The organism is Ruoffia sp. FAM 26254 (genome assembly GCF_045528545.1).
GTDB lineage: Bacteria > Bacillota > Bacilli > Lactobacillales > Aerococcaceae > Ruoffia > Ruoffia halotolerans.
Genome location: NZ_JBGQQY010000017.1, coordinates 1 through 18,493 on the forward strand (window position 1 = coordinate 1; position 18,493 = coordinate 18,493).

16 protein-coding genes and 1 riboswitch are annotated in these 18,493 nt (G+C 35.2%); of the genes, 13 read left to right on the forward strand and 3 right to left on the reverse strand.

The annotated features are described in order from the left end of the window. Window positions 1-133: 133 nt before the first annotated feature. Window positions 134-1,123: an aspartate-semialdehyde dehydrogenase gene (locus ACEN3Z_RS05860; protein ID WP_407090052.1), complete on the reverse strand. Its 990-nt coding sequence runs from the start codon at window positions 1,121-1,123 to the stop codon at window positions 134-136. 181 nt (window positions 1,124-1,304) lie between these two features. Further along, window positions 1,305-1,451, forward strand: a riboswitch (Lysine riboswitch). A 110-nt stretch (window positions 1,452-1,561) separates the two neighbouring features. On the opposite strand from ACEN3Z_RS05860, the gene lysA reads away from it, so the two are divergent. The 6 genes from lysA to ACEN3Z_RS05890 all read left to right on the forward strand — a co-directional run bounded on the left by lysA (window position 1,562) and on the right by ACEN3Z_RS05890 (window position 8,508). After that, a complete protein-coding gene (gene lysA, locus ACEN3Z_RS05865) occupies window positions 1,562-2,857 on the forward strand; it encodes a diaminopimelate decarboxylase (protein ID WP_407090053.1) in 1,296 nt (431 codons plus the stop codon). A 13-nt stretch (window positions 2,858-2,870) separates the two neighbouring features. Then, on the forward strand, window positions 2,871-3,761 hold the full coding sequence (dapA, locus tag ACEN3Z_RS05870) for a 4-hydroxy-tetrahydrodipicolinate synthase (RefSeq protein ID WP_407090055.1): 891 nt from the start codon (window positions 2,871-2,873) through the stop codon (window positions 3,759-3,761). Window positions 3,762-3,780: 19 nt separating this feature from the next. Beyond that, window positions 3,781-4,551 (forward strand): 4-hydroxy-tetrahydrodipicolinate reductase, encoded by a 771-nt coding sequence (gene dapB, locus ACEN3Z_RS05875; protein WP_407090056.1) that lies wholly within the window; start codon window positions 3,781-3,783, stop codon window positions 4,549-4,551. Window positions 4,552-4,558: 7 nt separating this feature from the next. Then, on the forward strand, window positions 4,559-4,909 hold the full coding sequence (locus ACEN3Z_RS05880) for a hypothetical protein (RefSeq protein WP_407090057.1): 351 nt from the start codon (window positions 4,559-4,561) through the stop codon (window positions 4,907-4,909). Window positions 4,910-5,027: 118 nt separating this feature from the next. Next, complete coding sequence (locus ACEN3Z_RS05885) at window positions 5,028-6,779, forward strand: ABC transporter ATP-binding protein (protein ID WP_407090058.1); 1,752 nt, start codon at window positions 5,028-5,030, stop codon at window positions 6,777-6,779. Further along, window positions 6,763-8,508, forward strand: a complete 1,746-nt coding sequence (locus ACEN3Z_RS05890) for an ABC transporter ATP-binding protein (RefSeq protein WP_407090060.1) — start codon at window positions 6,763-6,765, stop codon at window positions 8,506-8,508. Before ACEN3Z_RS05885 ends, ACEN3Z_RS05890 begins: the two co-directional genes overlap by 17 nt. Window positions 8,509-8,573: 65 nt before the next feature. Here the strand turns inward: ACEN3Z_RS05890 and ACEN3Z_RS05895 are convergent, their stop codons facing one another. Further along, complete coding sequence (locus ACEN3Z_RS05895) at window positions 8,574-9,269, reverse strand: histidine phosphatase family protein (protein WP_407090061.1); 696 nt, start codon at window positions 9,267-9,269, stop codon at window positions 8,574-8,576. Window positions 9,270-9,440: 171 nt separating this feature from the next. Between ACEN3Z_RS05895 and ACEN3Z_RS05900 the strand changes: the two genes are divergently transcribed. The 4 genes from ACEN3Z_RS05900 (at window position 9,441) to holA (ending at window position 13,024) form a co-directional block, all read left to right on the forward strand. Further along, window positions 9,441-10,394 (forward strand): YihY/virulence factor BrkB family protein, encoded by a 954-nt coding sequence (locus ACEN3Z_RS05900; protein WP_407090062.1) that lies wholly within the window; start codon window positions 9,441-9,443, stop codon window positions 10,392-10,394. 18 nt (window positions 10,395-10,412) lie between these two features. Then, window positions 10,413-11,606, forward strand: a complete 1,194-nt coding sequence (locus ACEN3Z_RS05905; protein WP_407090064.1) for an FtsW/RodA/SpoVE family cell cycle protein — start codon at window positions 10,413-10,415, stop codon at window positions 11,604-11,606. Between the two features lie 20 nt (window positions 11,607-11,626). Next, the gene (locus tag ACEN3Z_RS05910; protein ID WP_407090065.1) at window positions 11,627-11,923 is read left to right on the forward strand and encodes a glycine cleavage system protein H; all 297 of its coding nucleotides are present in this window, start codon (window positions 11,627-11,629) and stop codon (window positions 11,921-11,923) included. Window positions 11,924-12,007: 84 nt separating this feature from the next. Then, window positions 12,008-13,024, forward strand: a complete 1,017-nt coding sequence (gene holA / locus ACEN3Z_RS05915; RefSeq protein WP_407090067.1) for a DNA polymerase III subunit delta — start codon at window positions 12,008-12,010, stop codon at window positions 13,022-13,024. A 68-nt stretch (window positions 13,025-13,092) separates the two neighbouring features. Here the strand turns inward: holA and rpsT are convergent, their stop codons facing one another. Then, window positions 13,093-13,347 (reverse strand): 30S ribosomal protein S20, encoded by a 255-nt coding sequence (rpsT, locus tag ACEN3Z_RS05920; protein WP_138405307.1) that lies wholly within the window; start codon window positions 13,345-13,347, stop codon window positions 13,093-13,095. Between the two features lie 251 nt (window positions 13,348-13,598). Between rpsT and uvrB the strand changes: the two genes are divergently transcribed. The 3 genes from uvrB to rpsO all read left to right on the forward strand — a co-directional run bounded on the left by uvrB (window position 13,599) and on the right by rpsO (window position 18,277). Then, window positions 13,599-15,593, forward strand: a complete 1,995-nt coding sequence (gene uvrB / locus ACEN3Z_RS05925) for an excinuclease ABC subunit UvrB (RefSeq protein WP_407090068.1) — start codon at window positions 13,599-13,601, stop codon at window positions 15,591-15,593. A 201-nt stretch (window positions 15,594-15,794) separates the two neighbouring features. After that, window positions 15,795-17,849 (forward strand): acyltransferase family protein, encoded by a 2,055-nt coding sequence (locus ACEN3Z_RS05930; protein ID WP_407090069.1) that lies wholly within the window; start codon window positions 15,795-15,797, stop codon window positions 17,847-17,849. Window positions 17,850-18,007: 158 nt separating this feature from the next. Further along, window positions 18,008-18,277, forward strand: a complete 270-nt coding sequence (gene rpsO / locus ACEN3Z_RS05935; protein ID WP_407090070.1) for a 30S ribosomal protein S15 — start codon at window positions 18,008-18,010, stop codon at window positions 18,275-18,277. Window positions 18,278-18,493 lie beyond the last annotated feature (216 nt).

Sequence of the window (18,493 nt, forward strand, 5' to 3'; positions counted from 1 at the left end):
TAAAGATGAGAACACAACACAAACTATCGTTGCATAGAGAGACACTTAAACATAGGAATAAAAAAAGAGCCAAGGTGACTGCGTCACCTGGCTCCTCGGTCCACCAACATCAAAAATTCATGAACCGCTTTAATTAGATGATACCACGAGCAATTAATGACTCAGCAATTTGTACTGAGTTTGTAGCAGCACCTTTACGAAGGTTATCCGCTACAACAAATAAGTTTATACCATTTTCTACGGATTCGTCTCTCCGAATACGACCAACATATACGTTATCAGTATCTTCAGCGACTGATTGCAATGGGTAATCTAAGGCTTCAGGATTATCGGCAAGAATGACTCCGTCGATGTTTCCAATTTCTTCACGAATTTTCTTAATATCAAATTCTTTTTCTAATTCAATATTGATAGATACACCATGAGATGTTTTGATTGGAACACGTACAGCTGTTGCAGAGACAGGTAAATTCTCAACACCTAAGATTTTACGTGTTTCATCAATCATCTTTTGTTCTTCTTTTGTATTACCATTATCTAAGAAGACATCGATTTGTGGAATCACTGTTTTATTAATTTCGTAAGGGAAAGTACTTGTTGTACCTTGCTCTAAATCTTCAATTCCTTTACGTCCGGCCCCTGATACTGCTTGATATGTACTATAAACTACACGTTTGATACCGTAATTTACTTGTAGTGGTTTCAATGGTACAACGGATTGGATGGTTGAACAGTTAGGGTTTGCGATGAGTTTATCATCTTTAGATAAGACCCCAGCATTCACCTCAGGGACAACTAATGGAATATTTTTATCCATTCTCCACGCTGAACTATTATCGATGACAGTAATGCCATTACTTGAAGCAATCGGTGCAAAGTGTTTTGATGTTTCTCCACCTGCAGAAAAGATTGCGATTTGAATTGGCGCTGTTAAAGCATCCTCTGTCAGTTCTTGGATGGTAATCTCTTCACCATTGAAGGGGATTTTTTGACCTGCAGATCGACTTGAAGCAAATAAACTTAATTCACTTACTGGGAATTGACGTTCTTCTAATACTTGTATAACTTTACGACCAACTACGCCCGATGCACCTACAACGGCAACATGATATTTTTTACTCATAATTGGCTCCTTTCAATATTGTATGTTAATGTTCAATTTATACCTATTTAACTTAAGCATTATCACATAAAATGTCAAGTTAAAAGTGATGGAATTTAATAATCGTCAGTAAAATTTTAATCCTAACTTAATCCTATTGACATTGTAATTTACCATTGATATAGTATATTTAAGTTAAAGAGGTATTGTGCGAGGCGCGGTTGACAAAAGTACACACACATGTGGAAAGGGGATATCGCCGAAACGACTTTCGTTGGGGGCTGACTTTAAGAGGTTGGTCACTGTTATTATCAAAGAGCCAAAGTGATAATAAGGTGCAATCAATTACCGGGCAAAAGGATACGTCAACTCAAATCAAGTTGGATTGATTAGTGAAAGCGACCACGAACCTTTTGTTCGTAGTCGCTTTTTGTTTACTTTTATTTAAGGAGTGGAAGAATGCAATTAGAAACGTATCAAACGAAGGTGAATAACGAGCTGGTTCATTCACAACATAAATATTCAGATTTAGCTCAGCAATATGGAACGCCGCTTTATATATTCGATGAAGAGAGTTTTAGAGAACGCGTTTATAATTTCAAAAATGCTTTAGAGAATCCTTACTTTGAGACAGAGTTATTATTTGCATCCAAGTCTGTTTTGACACTTGCGATTGCAAAATTGATTTCAGAGTATGGAATAGGACAAGATGTTGTTAGTGCTGGGGAGATTTTTACTGGGAAGAAAGGTGGCGTTCAGCCATCGAAGATGTACTTTCACGGAAATAACAAATTAGATGAGGAATTAGCTTTTGCGGTCGATCAAGAAGTGGGAACAATTGTCATTGATAACCGAATGGAAGCTGATAGACTCAATAATATTTTAGAGCAAAAAGGGAAAAAGCAACGCGCACTATTACGCTTAAATCCTGGAGTTGAGGCGCATACTCATGAATACATTAAAACAGCTAACTTAGATTCAAAATTTGGAGAGAGTGTCTTCGATGAGAAGATTGAGGACATTATAGAAAGCATCCATAACTATGATAATATTGAATTAGCAGGTTTACATTGTCACATTGGTAGTCAAATATTTGATTCAGAATCATTTATTAAAGCAGCGGATGAAATGTTACACTTTGCTCAACGCATTCAAACGAACTTAAATATTTCGATTCGTGAAATAAATTTCGGTGGCGGTTTTGGTGTTTACTACACTGAAGAGGATAAACCTTTTGACATTGCCGAATTTCTGCCAAATTTTATCGAGCATGTTCATGAAAAGTCTACTGAATATGGGATACAATTAGAGAAGGTTACAATTGAACCTGGTAGATCATTAGTTAACAATTCTGGTAGTACTTTGTACACGATTGGTGATATTAAGAAGACAGTAGGTGGTAAGAAATATGCCTTTATCGATGGTGGGATGACAGATAATATCCGTCCAGCTTTATATCAGGCTGAATATGAAGCAGCCCTACCAAATAAAATTAATGAACCGGTCAAAGAAACGTACACCATAGCTGGTAAAGCGTGTGAGAGTGGGGATGTTGTGATTAATAATATTGATCTTCCTCAAGTTGAAACAGGCGATTTATTATTAGTAAATGGTACGGGTTCATATAATTATTCTATGGCAAGCAATTATAATCATATCCCAATTCCAGCCATGGTGCATATTGATGGAGAAAAAAGTTACTTAACAGTCAAACGGCAGTCTTTTGAAGATATCATAGCAAATAATATTTTATAGGAGGATATTTATAATGAGTGTTTATGAAGGTTCAGCAGTTGCATTGATTACCCCATTTATCGAGAACACAAAGGAAATTGATTGGCGCGCGTTTGAAAGCCTATTAGACTTTCAATTAGAGAATAGCACAGACGCATTAGTCATTACTGGAACAACCGGTGAGAGTTCTACTTTATCTGATGAAGAGCAAATCGAATTGATTAAATTTGCCGTGAAACATGTCGAAGGTAAACTTCCAATCATTGCAGGAACAGGTATTAACGATACACGTCACGCAATCAAATTAAGTCAACAAGCTGAGCATGTGGGAGCAGATGCATTACTTATCGTCACCCCATATTACAATAAAGCTTCTTATAATGGTATGTTAGCTCACTTCCGAGCGATTGCTGATTCAGTTAACATTCCAATTATTCTTTATGATGTTCCTTCTAGAACGGGTACATCATTAACACCAGAACAGGTGAGTATTTTAGCTGAACATCCAAATATTGTGGCATTAAAAGATGCGGTAGGTAATTTAGATTACACTCGTGCAGTGCTTGATATTGTGCCAGATGATTTCGCTGTATACTCAGGGAACGACGATTTAAATTACGATATTATCGCTTTAGGTGGTAAGGGTGCTATCTCTGTAACTGCAAATATTCTCCCAAAAGAAGTTCATGATTTATGTCGTCTCGCTTTAGATGGACAAACGGAAGAAGCTCAACAATTAAATTATAAACTTGAAGATATTAATCGTAATTTATTTGATGAAGTGAACCCAATCCCAGTGAAATACTTAGTTCACAAAATGAACCGCTGTGCTTTATCATATCGTTTACCTATGGTACCACCAAGTGAGGAAAGTGCTGAATTATTAGACACGTACTTAGGGTTAATTGAAAAATACACAATATAAAGAATAGAGGATTGATAAAGTGAATATTATACTAATTGGATCCGATGGCGCGATGGGAAAAGTTGTTACTGAGATCTCGAAAGAGTTAGGTCATCAAGTGATCGCAGGATTACAATCAACTGAAGAAACAGAACAACCTTTTCCAATCGCGACAAATTTTGATGATTTAACACAAGTGGTTGAAGGGCTTGATCTTAAACCAGAAGTGATGATTGATTTTTCAACACCTCAATTAACGGAAGAATTACTGGCGTTTGCAGTGGCGCAAAAACTGCCACTTATGCTTGCAACTACAGGGCAAAATGAAGAACAAGCAAAAGCAATTCAAGAGGCGAGTAAATCCGTTGCTATCTTAGATACTCATAATACTAGTATTGGTGTCAATGTGATGCAGGAAGTGAGTAAGCATCTAAGTAAAGTATTGTATCCCTTAGGTTATGATATTGAAATTATTGAAAAACACCATCGTTACAAAAAAGATGCACCAAGTGGTACAGCTAAGATGTTACTAGATTCAGTTGAAGAAGGTATGTCAGAAAGTGCAACAAAAGTATATGGACGTGAAGGTATTGGCGAAGCAAGAGAACACCAAGAAGTTGGCTTACATGCGATTCGTGGTGGCGATATTGTAGGTGAACACACGATTATTTTTGCAAATAATCAAGAAATGCTTGAAATTACTCATCGTGCTGGATCAAAAGAGTTATTCGCCAGAGGGGCTATGGCAGGGGCAGAATTTTTAATTAATCAAGCCGACCCTGGTATTTATTCAATGAATGATATATTTTAAGTATTTTATGGATTTTGAGAAATTAAAAACTAACGACTCAGTGATTGTGGCTAGATTTGCCATCATTGCTGAGTTTTTTGTTTTATATTTTGATTTTACATATCCTAGAGACAATGTCAGGGACATTATTCGTGATATCATATCCTGGAGACTATCTCAAGGACACAAGCACATACATATCCAAAAAAATATTAAATCCAGATTAGAAACTGCTTTACTTTTAGTTAAAAATCGTGTAATCTTATTTTTAGAAAACATGAAAGGAGGATGTCAGATGAAACAAGCAGTTCAAGTAAGTTCGAATTTATTTAAAATGACATCACCTTTAATCGTTCATAATATTAGAGTTTTCATCTAGACAATTAGATCAAGGATGTCTAAGTATGTAATTCTACAGCTGATATTTTATGAGCCCTTAATTGTGGTGATAAAATATCTTTTTTTTGTGCAAATTTTAATAGGAAAGTTGGGAAACTATGCTTCAGTCAATGTGGTATTACATTAAGAAACACCCTGGAAAATATATATTTGGTGGTATGACAGCAGTTCTTACCAGTATATTATATATTTTCCCAAATTATATTATTCAACTCTTTATCGATGATATTGTAACAAATCAATTAACTCAAGCTGTCTTAGTGCGATATTTATTCTTTTTATTTATATTAATGATATTAATTTATGCGGGGGATGTGACTTGGTTTAGAGTTTTATTCGGAGAGTCATATCAATTCCAGAAAGAATTAAGACAAACTGGTTTTAAAAGTTTACTTGGCTTTCGTGCTTCTTTTTATGAAGCTTTTCGTTCCGGCGATTTGATGACACGAATGACGTCAGATATCGATACGATAGGAATGTTACTAGGTTATGGTTTAATGATTGTATTGGGAGACGGAGCGTTATTACTAAGTTTCCTTGCAGTTATGATTTTTACGATTTCTTGGCAAGTCACTTTAGTTAGTTTGATTCCTCTACTGATCTTTGGTGTTATTATTTATTTCCTTAGTAAAGAAGTGGATAAGCGTTATGATGCTATTAGAGATTCTGTAGCTGAATTGAGTAATGAAGTGTTAGAAGTGGTTGATGGCGTTCGTGTGATGCGAGCGTATGGACGGAAAGATTTGGAACAAAAGAGATTTCAAGAAAAAACACAGAAAGTTGTCGATAAGGCGAATCATTTGGCGATGGTGAACGGCTTATTTGGTCAAATTGCTAAAGCCTTTGGTGGGTTAAGTATCGCCATCGGACTCATGTATTGTAGTTATTTAGTGAATTTAGGTCAATTATCAGTGGGTAAATTAGTTTCTTTCCAATTATATTTAGCTATGTTAAATGGAACGATTTGGGGAATGACAGAAATAGTTGTTATTTACCAACAAGGTAAAGTTTCATTTGAGAAGCTCAATGATTTAATCAAAGCGAATGATCTCATGGAAGCAGACGGTCATCTGACGCTTGATTCGATTGAAAGCATTGAGTTTCAAGATTATTCCTTTAAATATAAAGAGGATGTTAAAGAGACAATTAAAAATCTCAATTTTACGCTTCAACGAGGAGAAACGTTGGGAATTGTCGGTAAGACCGGGAGCGGGAAAACGACGATTATTCGACAATTATTAAGACAGTATCCAATTAGCGGATCTGGAATAATCAAACTCAATGGTCGAGATATTCATGAATATCAACGGGAAAGTTTAGAAGCGATGATTGGCTATGTGCCACAGGAACACATACTTTTTTCTCAAACTGTAAAATATAATATAATGTTTGGAAATAGTGAAGCTAATGAGGAAGATCAATTGGCCCAAGCGATTGAAAATGCGGCCTTTACAAAAGATTTAGAGCGTATGTCAGAAGGGCTTAAAACGTTAATTGGAGAAAAAGGTGTGTCGATATCTGGAGGACAAAAACAAAGGGTATCGATTGCCAGAGCGCTAATTAAAGAACCAGAGTTATTAATATTAGATGATTCACTTTCAGCGGTTGATGCAAAGACTGAAAGAGCCATCATTACAAATGTTCAAAGTATCCGTGGGGATAAGACAAACATTATTGTCACACATAGGCTTTCTGCGGTAAATCAAGCGGACATGATTATAGTTGTAGACGATGGACGCATCGTTGAATACGGCTCACCGAAAGAATTATTAGCGAACGAAGGTTGGTATTATGAACAATTCAACAAACAACAATCAGAAGGGGGCGCTGAGAATGAAAACATTCACTAGACTACTTGGTTACTTACGTTATGAATGGAAACTCTTGTTATCAGGGTTCATTCTGTTGATTTTCTCTACAGGACTTTCAATATATACACCAATTATTGCAAGTAAAATGATTGATTATGTGTCCCTATCCGTTGCGAACGAAGAGACTGTTAATATTACCTTTATTACGGAACAATTTGGCTTTTATCTTATTATTACATTTATCTCAGCGATTCTTGGTTATGTGGGATATTTGCTTTTAGCGAATGGATCGAATCGGCTAAGTAAAGTAATTCGAGATGAAGCTCACGAGCATATGCAAAAGTTACCGGTTAGTTATTTTGATGATATTCCAGCTGGAAAGATATCTGCTCGAATCGTCAATGACACAGAGGTTTTAAGAGAGAACTTTTTTGCAAATTTTACGACTCAAATACTCATTAATACAATGACCATTCTAGGTGTATATATTGGTATGTTTGCTGTCAGCCCGACGATAGCAAGTTGGTTATTACTACTCATACCAATAATCGTCGTTTGGCAAATGGCTTTCTCTAAAAAAATTCAACCAATCAATACTTTATGGAGAGAATCGGTCAGTGAACTGAATAGTAAAATCGCTGAAATTGTTCAAGGTGTGTCGATTGTTCAAGTGTTCAATCAACAAGAGCATATGGCTGAAGAGTTTGAGCAAGTCAATCAAACTTGGCTAAATACTAGAAAAGAATCCTTAAAGTACGAAGCGTTTTTTGCTTGGAATTTGTCCGGACTCTTTAAGAGTATTGTGACCTTACTTGTGATGTTGTATATAGGAACGCAGTTCACAAATGGCATATTATCAATATCGATTGGAACCTTATATATTGTTATCAATTATGTTGAACGATTATTTGATCCTATTACTATGATTGTTCGTTTGATTACAATATTGCAACAAGCTTTATCCGCAGGAATACGAGTGTTCGAGTTAATAGATACTCCGGTAGAGAAAGATTCCAACAAACAATTAATAGTTACTCAAGGAAATGTTGAGTTTAATGATGTGACCTTTGCATATAAAGAAGGCAATAATGTATTGCATCAATTAAATTTCCATGTTAATGCAGGTGAGACCATCGGTTTAGTCGGACACACAGGGTCCGGTAAAAGTTCGATTATTAACTTACTATTTCGCTTTTACGATCCACAAGAAGGCCAAGTAATCATAGATGGTCAAAATATTGAAGAATATAATCGAGAAAGCATTCGAGAAAAAATGGGGATTGTCTTGCAAGAACCGTATTTATTTTCTGGTACGATTGCGACAAATATCAGTATGAATAATCCAGAGATAACCGATGAAATGGTCCTCGATGCACTTATCAAAGTTGGAGCACAACCATTAATTGATAAATTAGAAAAAGGAATTCATTCGGAAGTTGTGGAAAAAGGACAAGCTTTTTCTTCAGGGGAGAGACAATTGATATCCTTTGCTCGTACCTTAGCCAATAATCCAAAAATATTGATACTTGACGAAGCAACTTCACATATTGACACTGAAACTGAGGAAATTATTCAACATGCGATGAAAGTTGTAAAAGAAGGACGTACGACCTTTATTGTAGCGCACCGACTTTCAACCATTAAAGATGCAGATCAAATCATCGTCATGGACAACGGACATATCCAAGAGAGGGGCACTCACAGAGAGTTACTTGATCTGGGAGGCACATATACGCAAATGTATCAAATGCAAGGAAGTATGGCATAAAAATAACGCAGGACAAGGGAATCAACTCCCAAGTCCTGCGCTTTTAATTGTTTACAATAGTTTGACTAGTCATTTGCTGCTTCATCAGCAACATCTTTAAAGTGGTCAACCTGATTATATGCTAGCATCTCGAAATGTCCATTTTGATATTTAACAATAGATACGGATGCATTTTGTAATGGTTCAGTTTCATCGAAATCAGCAACTAAACCATGCAATAAATTACGAATTGTCATACCGTGACACACAACTAAAATGTTTTGGTCCGTTCCAGCGTGGCGGTTTAATAATTTTAGTAAACCAGATTCAACACGATTCCAAAATTCAGTATAGTTTTCTGCAAAGTGATATGGATCTGCTTCTTTGAACATATTCATAATATCTTGAATTTGATTCTCAGTTCCTTCAGGCAACCCGTGTTTGATGTTTACCCTTTGCTCAACTTCTGGCCAAACTTCAGCAGCAGAAAGGCCTTCAAAAGACCCAAAGTGAACTTCACGAAATTCTGGCATTTGTTCGATTTCTAAGTGCTCATTATTATGATTTTCTTCTAAAATAATTGAAGCTGTATCAATTGTTCGTTTTAAATCACTCGTATATACAGCATCAAATTCAATATCGGCTAGACCTCTACCACTGCGATGAACATTTTTAATTCCTTCTTCGGTTAATAATGCATTAGACCATCCTTGCATTCGACCATAGAAATTGAAATATGTTTCACCGTGGCGTACAAAATAAAATGTTACTCCTTTACTCATGCCTTACCTCCTAATTGTTCTGAATCCATTATACTATAGAAAACACGTGTGTCTAAGAAATTAAAGGAAAATATAAAAAGTCTAGATTATTACAGATTCTTAAAGTGCAAAATGATATAATATGTGATAATCTTATGTAGTTATAAAAATGAATTGAAAGGTCTGATAGAGATGGATCAACCTTCGGTATTTAATAAGCTAATGAAGACGTTCCAAATTAATAATCAACAGTTGGCTTTTGGAAGTTATGCTGCTGAATTATCATTTTATGTTATTTGGGCGTTAGTGCCGTTAATGCTTGCATTATCAAATATTATTGCTATACTTCCTTTTTCAGAAGCACAAATTATTGACACAATTCAATTAGCATTACCAGATGAAGTCGAGGTAGCGATTATTCCCTTATTGGAGACTTACTTAACAGGTACAAGTTCAGGTTTGTTCTCGCTAAGTTTAATCATTTCATTATGGCCAGCTTCGAATGTATTTAATACCATGCAACGTGTTCTAAATACAATATATAAAACTGTACCTAGAAAAAACTTTTTTATCGCACGATTATTTGCATATGTATTTACTTTACTCATCGTCATTGCGTTGGTTACGTTTACATTTGCACTTGTATTCGGCGAGACAATTATTGACTATATTCAGGAAGTATTTGGTATTCAATTTTTCTTATTGGATTTTTTTGTGAATCAGGGCTGGATTTTAGGTTTGCTAGGTATTTTTATTCTATTAATTGGAATTTACCAATTTATGCCAAATGTTAAATGGCCGATCAAATATGCAATACCTGGTACAGTATTTGCCTTACTAGGCTTTATCTTAGTATCTCAGTTATTCAATGTTTATATGAGATTTGCTGGAGGTAATGTTGGTGGGGGCACGATTGGAGTATTCATGGTTGCGATCATTTGGTTATATTTAAATGCGATGGTTATTTCCATAGGAGCTTACATCAATGTCTTTTATCATGATTTTAAAGAGAAAAGTTATTGGCAATTGGTTGAAGAAACTAGTAAGTACCAATCATTTGTCTCATATAGTGATAACTTTAGACAAGCAAATTCAAATCAGTTTGAATTGACCAATAAGATATATAAGAATTTTACAAACAAGTAATAAAGAAAGGTGAAATGAATGACATCTATTAGACAAATACGTCGAGATAATGAGAACCGCATCGATTACGGCATTATCTTAAATGTTATGGTCTTAGCAATCATCGGATTGTTAAGTGTATACTCAACAACAACACTCATTGAAGGGGGAGACCTCGTTCCAACTTTATTCCACGCCTTATGGTATGGGGTAGGTACGATTGCTGTTATTGCGGCGATGCAATTAGATAGTGAACAATATTGGAAGCTTTCCAATTATTTATACGGATTCGGTTTACTACTATTATTATTAGTACTGTTCTTCTATGATAGAGAATTAGCCGATACAGGGGCGACAAGTTGGTTAAGAATCGGTTCGCTATCGGTTCAACCTTCAGAGCTTTTCAAACCTGCTTATATAGTATTTATGGCACGTGTTGTCACTGAGCATAATAATAAATACCCTAACCGTACGATAAAATCAGACTTTATGCAATTAGGAAAAATATTGATGTTCGCTGCACCACCGATGATTTTAATTCAGTTACAAAACGACTTAGGAACAAACTTAGTTATCATGTCGATTACTGCTGGAATTATTCTCATGTCAGGAATCAGCTGGAAAATTCTTGCACCAATTGCAACAACCGTTATTGTTGTTGCGGGAGGAATTATTATTGTCGTTGAGAAATTCCCGGAATTTCTAATAGATAATAATCTTGTTCAAGAATATCAAATTAACCGTATCTTAGACTGGTTACGACCCTTTGAAAACACACAAGGGAGTGGGTATCAGTTAGCTCAAAGTATTAAAGCTGTTGGATCGGGTCAATTGAGTGGTAAAGGCTTTGGGGTTTCACAAGTTACCGTACCGGTTCGTGAATCTGACTTTATCTTTACGACTATCGCTGAAAACTTCGGATTCTTAGGAAGCTCAGTTTTACTCTTTGTTTATTTCATTTTAATTTATCAAATCGTACAAATCTGCTTTAAAACACGTAATGAGTTTTATTCATATATTGCTGCAGGTGTTATATCAATGATTTTATTCCACGTTCTAGAGAATATCGGAATGGCGATTGGTTTATTACCAATCACGGGGGTTCCACTGCCATTTGTTTCTCAAGGTGGTTCGGCTTTACTAGGAAACATGATTGGGATTGGTTTAGTTCTATCAATGAAATATCATCACCGAAGCTATATGTTTGGTATGGAAGATGATTTTAGTTATTAAATTTAGAAGGGTGATTAATATTGGAATTATTAAATAAGAATTTATGGATGACTGAAGAAGAGAATATTGTAACGATTGGTTTAACGCCTGAATTGCAAGATGAAGCAGGAGATATTTCATATGCAAATATCGCTTCATTAGGAAACATTGATGTTGATGATACAATTATTAATGTTGAAGCTTCTAAAGCTGCGATTGAAATACCATCACCTATTCAAGGAAAACTTATTGAACGTAATGAGAAAGCAGAAGATACACCATCTTTACTTAATTCTTCAGATACGGCAAATAACTGGGTAGTAAAAATTCAAAAGTAAAAGATTATGATAATAAAACGGATATTACCTTGATGTATTAAACTTTGGTGATGTTCGTTTTATTTTATATGAAGGAGGGAAAAGATGGAGTTCCAACAAGTCATGCAACAAATCAATAAGAAACAAATTGATCCAATCTATACGGTTGTCGGATCTGAGAATTACCTCAAAAACCAGTTTATGGAAGGCTTATTTCAACAATTAGGCGGGATCGATGTTTTAGATATCTCACGAATTGACTTACAAGAAGTGACGATGAATGACGTTTTGGATGAAGCAGAGATGTTTTCTTTTTTCTCTGATTATCGAGTGCTCGTTGTGTCGAATGCAACGTTTTTAAATTCACAAAGTAAGAATAAATTAAGTGATTCTGAACAAAAACGATTACTGGGTTATTTAGAAAATCCGAACCAAGCAACTATTTTAATCTTTAATGTTGAAAATCCATCCTTAGATAAGCGAAAGAAACTGACTAAAAGTTTTAATAAACAAACGAAAATGGTCGATATATCAGAGCTCGATGAAGGTCAAGTAGGGCGGTATGTTCAATCTTATATTAATAATTTAGATATTTCATTTACACGTGAGGCTGTTGAGGAATTGTTAATTAGGGTAAACTATCAACTAACTAATGCAATGACAGAAGTGAATAAACTGGAAATATTTGGACAAACTGAAGGTAGAATCACACTCGATTCTGTCCAATCACTTGTTCCACGTACGCTTGAATCAGACGTATTCCAATTAACCAATGCCGTAGCGAATAAAAATATTATACAAGCCATTCAAATTTACCAAGACTTATTATTAATGCGTCATGAACCAATTGCTTTACACGCATTAATGGTTTCTCAATTTAGAGTGATTGTCCAGTCAATGATTTTGGGTAGACAAGGAATGAATCAAGCCGACATTGCGAAACAGTTAGGCATTCATCCATATCGAGTGAAGCTTGCACTAACATCAGGAAGATCCTTGCAATTATCAGAATTACTTAATTTTTATGTTGAGATGGCAGAAGTAGATTTTAGAATGAAGACAGGTGTCGGGGATAAAGAGACTCACTTTTATATCTTATTATCAAAGTTAACTTCTTTATAAAAAAAAAACGAAAATGAACTTTTTAAAGTTCATTTTCGTTTTTTTGTAATCAAGATAAAGTATCTTAATTATTTATTCATTAAGTTTGCTAATGTAGATTTGTTACGTGCTGCTTTGTTTGCGTGGATTAATCCTTTACCTGCAGTACGGTCAATTTGTTTAGAAGCTTTAGCGAATAATTCATTCACGTCACCTTCACCAGTTTCTACTGCATTACGAAAATCTTTGATTAATGAACGCATTTTCGAAACTTGTGCAGTATTACGTTGTTCTTTTACACTTGATTGACGAGCACGTTTAATAGCTGATTTAGAGTTTGCCATTGGTGTCACCTCTTTCTTACTGATTTCATTTGTCTAGTATATAAGCATTTGCTAACTTAGTCAACAAAAATTATTATACAATAAAATAGAAGAGTGATGCAATCTTTTTTTGTTTGTTTTAAACTGAAATTATAAGAGAAGATTGCTTAAACACTTATATAAACATATTGAAACAAAGAAGTAGAATTTTATATCATTATAGAGTATTATGGTTTAAGCGAATAAATGTTCGGTTAATGAGGAGGCAGTAAATGGATAAATTTAAATTAATATCTCAGTATGAGCCAAACGGTGATCAACCTCAAGCAATTAAAGAGTTAGTTAATGGATTAAATAATGGTGAAAAAGAACAAGTGCTATTAGGTGCAACTGGTACAGGAAAGACGTTTACGATTGCCAATGTAATTAAAGAAGTAAATAAACCTACTTTAGTTTTAGCTCATAATAAAACTTTAGCAGGTCAACTGTATAGTGAATTATTAGAGTTTTTCCCAGAGAATTCAATCGAATACTTTGTGTCTTACTATGATTACTATCAACCTGAGGCTTATGTTCCATCATCGGATTCATATATTGAAAAAGAAGCAATGGTCAATGATGAAATTGATAAGCTACGACATTCCGCTTCATCCGCATTATTGGAGCGGCGAGATGTTATTGTTGTCGCATCAGTTTCTTGTATTTACGGGTTAGTGGATCCAGAGATGTATCGTAATCAAGTTTTATCAATTAGAAAAGGGCAAGAAGTATCGCGCGAAGAAGTATTGCGTCAGCTAATTGACATGCAGTTTGTTAGAAATGACATTGACTTTCAGCGGGGAACTTTTAGAGTCCGTGGAGATGTGGTTGAAGTGTTCTTAGCTTCGCGTGATAGTGAAGTGATTCGAATTGAATTTTTCGGTGACGAAATTGATAGAATTCGCGAAGTAGATGTAATGACAGGCGAGATTAAAAATGACGTCGATCATTATCCTATCTATCCCGCAACTCACTTCGTGGCTGACCAAGATCAAACATTACAAGCTGTTACTACGATTAAAGCGGAGTTAGAAGAGAGATTAGAAGAATTGCGTTCTGAGAATAAACTCTTAGAAGCACAACGTTTAGAGCAACGGACGACCTATGATTTAGAAATGCTCCTTGAGATGGGGTATTGTAATGGGATTGAGAACTATTCAAGACATATGGACGGGCGTGCGCCTGGAGAGCAACCTTATACGTTAATTGACTTCTTCCCAGATGATTTCTTGATTGTAGTGGATGAGTCACATATGACGATGCCACAAATTCGAGGGATGTATAATGGGGACAGAGCTCGGAAGCAACAATTAATTGATTATGGCTTCAGATTACCAAGTGCTTTAGACAATAGACCACTTAGGTTAGAAGAGTTTGAAAAGCATGTCAACCAAATCATCTATATTTCAGCTACACCAGGTCCATATGAATTAGAACATACTGATGACGAATATGTTGAGCAAATTATACGTCCAACTGGTTTATTAGATCCAGTTGTTGAAGTCCGACCAATTAAGGGTCAGATTGATGATTTAATTCAAGAAATTACGAAACGAACTGAGCGTGATGAACGTGTGTTTATTACGACCTTGACGAAAAAAATGTCTGAAGACTTAACGGACTATCTTAAAGAAGTCGATATTAAAGTCAAATACTTACATAGTGATATTAAAACTTTAGAAAGAACGGAGATTATTCGTGATTTAAGGTTAGGGATCTTTGATGTCCTTATTGGTATTAACTTACTAAGAGAGGGGATTGACGTACCAGAAGTGTCATTAGTCGCCATCTTAGATGCGGATAAGGAAGGGTTCTTACGAGGTGAGCGTGCATTAATCCAAACGATTGGGCGTGCGGCTCGTAACGAGAATGGGCATGTTATTATGTATGCAGATAAAATGACGGACTCAATGACAAAAGCTATTGAAGAAACTGAGCGTCGTCGTGAGATTCAAATCTCTTATAATAAAGAACATGGCATTACACCCAAAACGATTAAGAAAGAAGTTCGTGATCTTATTCGAATTACGCATGAAGTTGAAGGTGAAGAACAAGAAGAGAATATCTTAGCTCAATTCAAACAATTGTCTCGTCTTCAACGTGAAGAAGAGCTTGAGCGACTTGAGATGGAGATGCGTCAATACGCTAAAGATTTAAACTTTGAAGCGGCAGCTGATTTAAGAGATATAGTTATGGAACTTAAAGCGACTTTCTTTAAAAGAAAATAATTAAATTTAGGACAAAATACTTTTGACTACATGATAGTCTGAAGTGTTTTGTTCTTTTTATGTTTTGAGACTTTTTTAAAATAATTTACTCATTAGAGAAAATTTGAATTAATTAAGATAAAAGTAGATTTGGCCTTTTATAATAATAATGCTTCCTATATAATAATTTATGGAGGTCATTCTTAATCAGGAGGTAATATAATGCGACAACAGAAGAGAGTGCAAAGTTTTGATGGCTTAAAAGGTTTAGCGATTATGGCCGTCGTTGCTTATCATTTATTCCCTTCCATAATACCAGGCGGTTTTTTCATGGTGAATACATTTCTTGTTATTGGAGGGTTCTTTTTTGCAAGAAATATTGAGAAAGTTCAGCCGGTTAAAGCATCAATTCAATGGAAAGCGATCGGAAAGTATCTACTACATACGATAGAGAGGCTCTTTATACCACTCTTGTGGCTCTTATTATTTATCGTTGTCGGCTTATATATATTATATCCAACTGAATTAAGACATATTCAGAGTGATATATTTTCTGGGTTGTTTTTTGTAAATAATATTTATCAAATAGTGACGGATCAATCTTATTTTGTACAAATGTCAGATGCATCGCCTTTTACTCATCTTTGGTATAATGCGATTCACTTACAATCAGTTCTAATCGCAACCGGTATCATCTTACTATTACAAAGATTAAAACTATCGATTCCTTCTAAAGGAATTATTTGGCTTTTTATTGTTTTGCTAAGTCATGTAGCCATCTTATTCTTATATACACCAGGCGAGGATCCAACGCGTGTTTATTACGGTATTGAAACCCGCTTTGCATCATTTGCAATTGGTGTAGCTGCAGCTTACATCACACCGACCATTTTAAATTTATTTTATAAATCTAGAATTAAACTGTTTGTATACAATTTAATAGCAATATTGTCTGCAGGGGGAATGATTTGGATTGTGTTCACTCAATCGGATCAAAACGAAGCGACGTATCTACTGTGGATGTCAGTATTTAATGTGTTGAGTATGTTACTCGTATTTTCAATTACTGTAGGGGCACCGACAGTGACAAGTTGGCTAAGTTTAAAACCACTGCATCTTATTGGTAAAAGGTCATATTCATACTACCTATGGTATTACCCAATTATTGTCTTTTACTTAGCATTTTACCGTGAATTAGGAGAAAACATTACCGTAGTCAATGTCTTATCTCTGATTACATTAGCAATTGTTGGGGAAATTTTTTACCGTGTTATTGAAAGCGGGGGCGTGAGAATTTGGTTTGGTTCTTCACTCAACTTTAAAGAAGATGCGGAAGATATCGGTCATATGATTGATCAGAGAAAATTCCTCCAGCCTAAGTTATTCATCTTTATTGCTTACGTCGCCTTAATAGTTTTATTTGTTCGAGGACTTATCTATTCAGCAGATAATAAACGTGTGTCTTTATTCGAATTAGAATATCAAGCTTTTCAGACGAAACCTAACTTATTGAACACCACGTATCCATTAAGTCTGCCAATTATCCAAGTTAATGAAGATTTAGACCAAGTGGATGATACATTTGAGACGGTCTTCGTTAACGAGTTGGAAGTTGAAGATCCTGTAGAAACATTACAAAATATTTATTTTGAACAAGAAACATTGTCAGCGGAACTTCAAGAACTCATTGCTGAGAACCAAGAAGTGTTTGATGAATTTGAAGATTTAAATCCAATTGTATTCGATGAGTTGACGCCACAAGAATTATTATTTGCCACTGAAGTGCCAGTGACTTTCTTTGGAGATTCTATCGCTTTACACTTTACACCGAAAGTAGACGAAATTTTCTGGAATGGAAATATCTATGGTCAAGGAAGCTTACAATTGTGGGATGCAAATGACATCTTACGTGACATGGTACGTGATGGCGAAGTTCAAGAGAATTTAGTCGTGGTCCTTGGAACAAACGCAGGATTGGATCAAGAAGGAATGGATGAATTGATGTCCATTGCGGGAGAAGAGCGGAATGTATTCTTTGTAAACACAAACTCACGAGTAATGCACATTCAAAACGTGAATGACACAATTAAAGATACGGCTAAAAAATATACAAATGCCTTTGAAGTTGATTGGTATAGCTATCAACAAGGTAATCCTGACTGGTATACAGAAGATGAAGTCCATCACACACCAGAAGGAATGGAACACTTTGCTGTAATTGTCACTCAAACGATGTTTCAACATTTACCAGAGGAAACAATTGAAGAAATTGAATAAAAATTCTTGCATTCACTTACCATATAGTGTAAATTATACCAAGTGGTAATCTAGCATTGTAAAAGTGCATGGAATACTATATAGTACCTATGCTCAGTTCAGCGAATCACCAACGCTTTTCTTGGCATCAGGGATAAAAAAGAAAGAGGTGAAATGAGATGGCTTTAACAAAAGAACGTAAAACAGAAATCATGAAAGAATTTGCTACTCACGAAGGGGACACTGGTTCTCCAGAAGTACAAATCGCTGTGTTAACCGCTGATATTAACTCATTAAACGAGCATATCCGCGAACATAAAAAAGATTTCCATTCATACCGTGGACTAATGAAAAAAATTGGTCACCGTCGTAACTTATTAGCGTACTTACGTAACAAAGACGTAGCACGTTACCGCGAATTAATCCAACGTTTAGGATTACGTCGTTAATATGATATTAACTTCCGTTTCAGTAATGAAATGGAAGTTTTTTTGTAGATATTCATAATATATTGCCCTTTATGAGCGCAATTATATAGAGAATATGCTAAACTAATTAGTGTGTGTTTTGGTAATTATCAATATTGGTAGATCTACTATACAAGTATGAGTTTGTGACGAGACGCGTCATGAGTTGATATTTGTTTAGTAGTTCTCCAAAACACA

Coding starts and splice junctions, on each gene's coding strand:
- uvrB (WP_407090068.1), top strand. CDS start 13,599: ATGGATAAATTTAAATTAATATCTCAGTATGAGCCAAACGGTGATCAA.
- ACEN3Z_RS05880 (WP_407090057.1), top strand. CDS start 4,559: ATGGATTTTGAGAAATTAAAAACTAACGACTCAGTGATTGTGGCTAGA.
- ACEN3Z_RS05895 (WP_407090061.1), bottom strand. CDS start 9,269: ATGAGTAAAGGAGTAACATTTTATTTTGTACGCCACGGTGAAACATAT.
- ACEN3Z_RS05930 (WP_407090069.1), top strand. CDS start 15,795: ATGCGACAACAGAAGAGAGTGCAAAGTTTTGATGGCTTAAAAGGTTTA.
- lysA (WP_407090053.1), top strand. CDS start 1,562: ATGCAATTAGAAACGTATCAAACGAAGGTGAATAACGAGCTGGTTCAT.
- ACEN3Z_RS05905 (WP_407090064.1), top strand. CDS start 10,413: ATGACATCTATTAGACAAATACGTCGAGATAATGAGAACCGCATCGAT.
- ACEN3Z_RS05900 (WP_407090062.1), top strand. CDS start 9,441: ATGGATCAACCTTCGGTATTTAATAAGCTAATGAAGACGTTCCAAATT.
- ACEN3Z_RS05860 (WP_407090052.1), bottom strand. CDS start 1,123: ATGAGTAAAAAATATCATGTTGCCGTTGTAGGTGCATCGGGCGTAGTT.
- dapA (WP_407090055.1), top strand. CDS start 2,871: ATGAGTGTTTATGAAGGTTCAGCAGTTGCATTGATTACCCCATTTATC.
- rpsT (WP_138405307.1), bottom strand. CDS start 13,347: ATGGCAAACTCTAAATCAGCTATTAAACGTGCTCGTCAATCAAGTGTA.
- ACEN3Z_RS05890 (WP_407090060.1), top strand. CDS start 6,763: ATGAAAACATTCACTAGACTACTTGGTTACTTACGTTATGAATGGAAA.
- holA (WP_407090067.1), top strand. CDS start 12,008: ATGGAGTTCCAACAAGTCATGCAACAAATCAATAAGAAACAAATTGAT.
- ACEN3Z_RS05885 (WP_407090058.1), top strand. CDS start 5,028: ATGCTTCAGTCAATGTGGTATTACATTAAGAAACACCCTGGAAAATAT.
- rpsO (WP_407090070.1), top strand. CDS start 18,008: ATGGCTTTAACAAAAGAACGTAAAACAGAAATCATGAAAGAATTTGCT.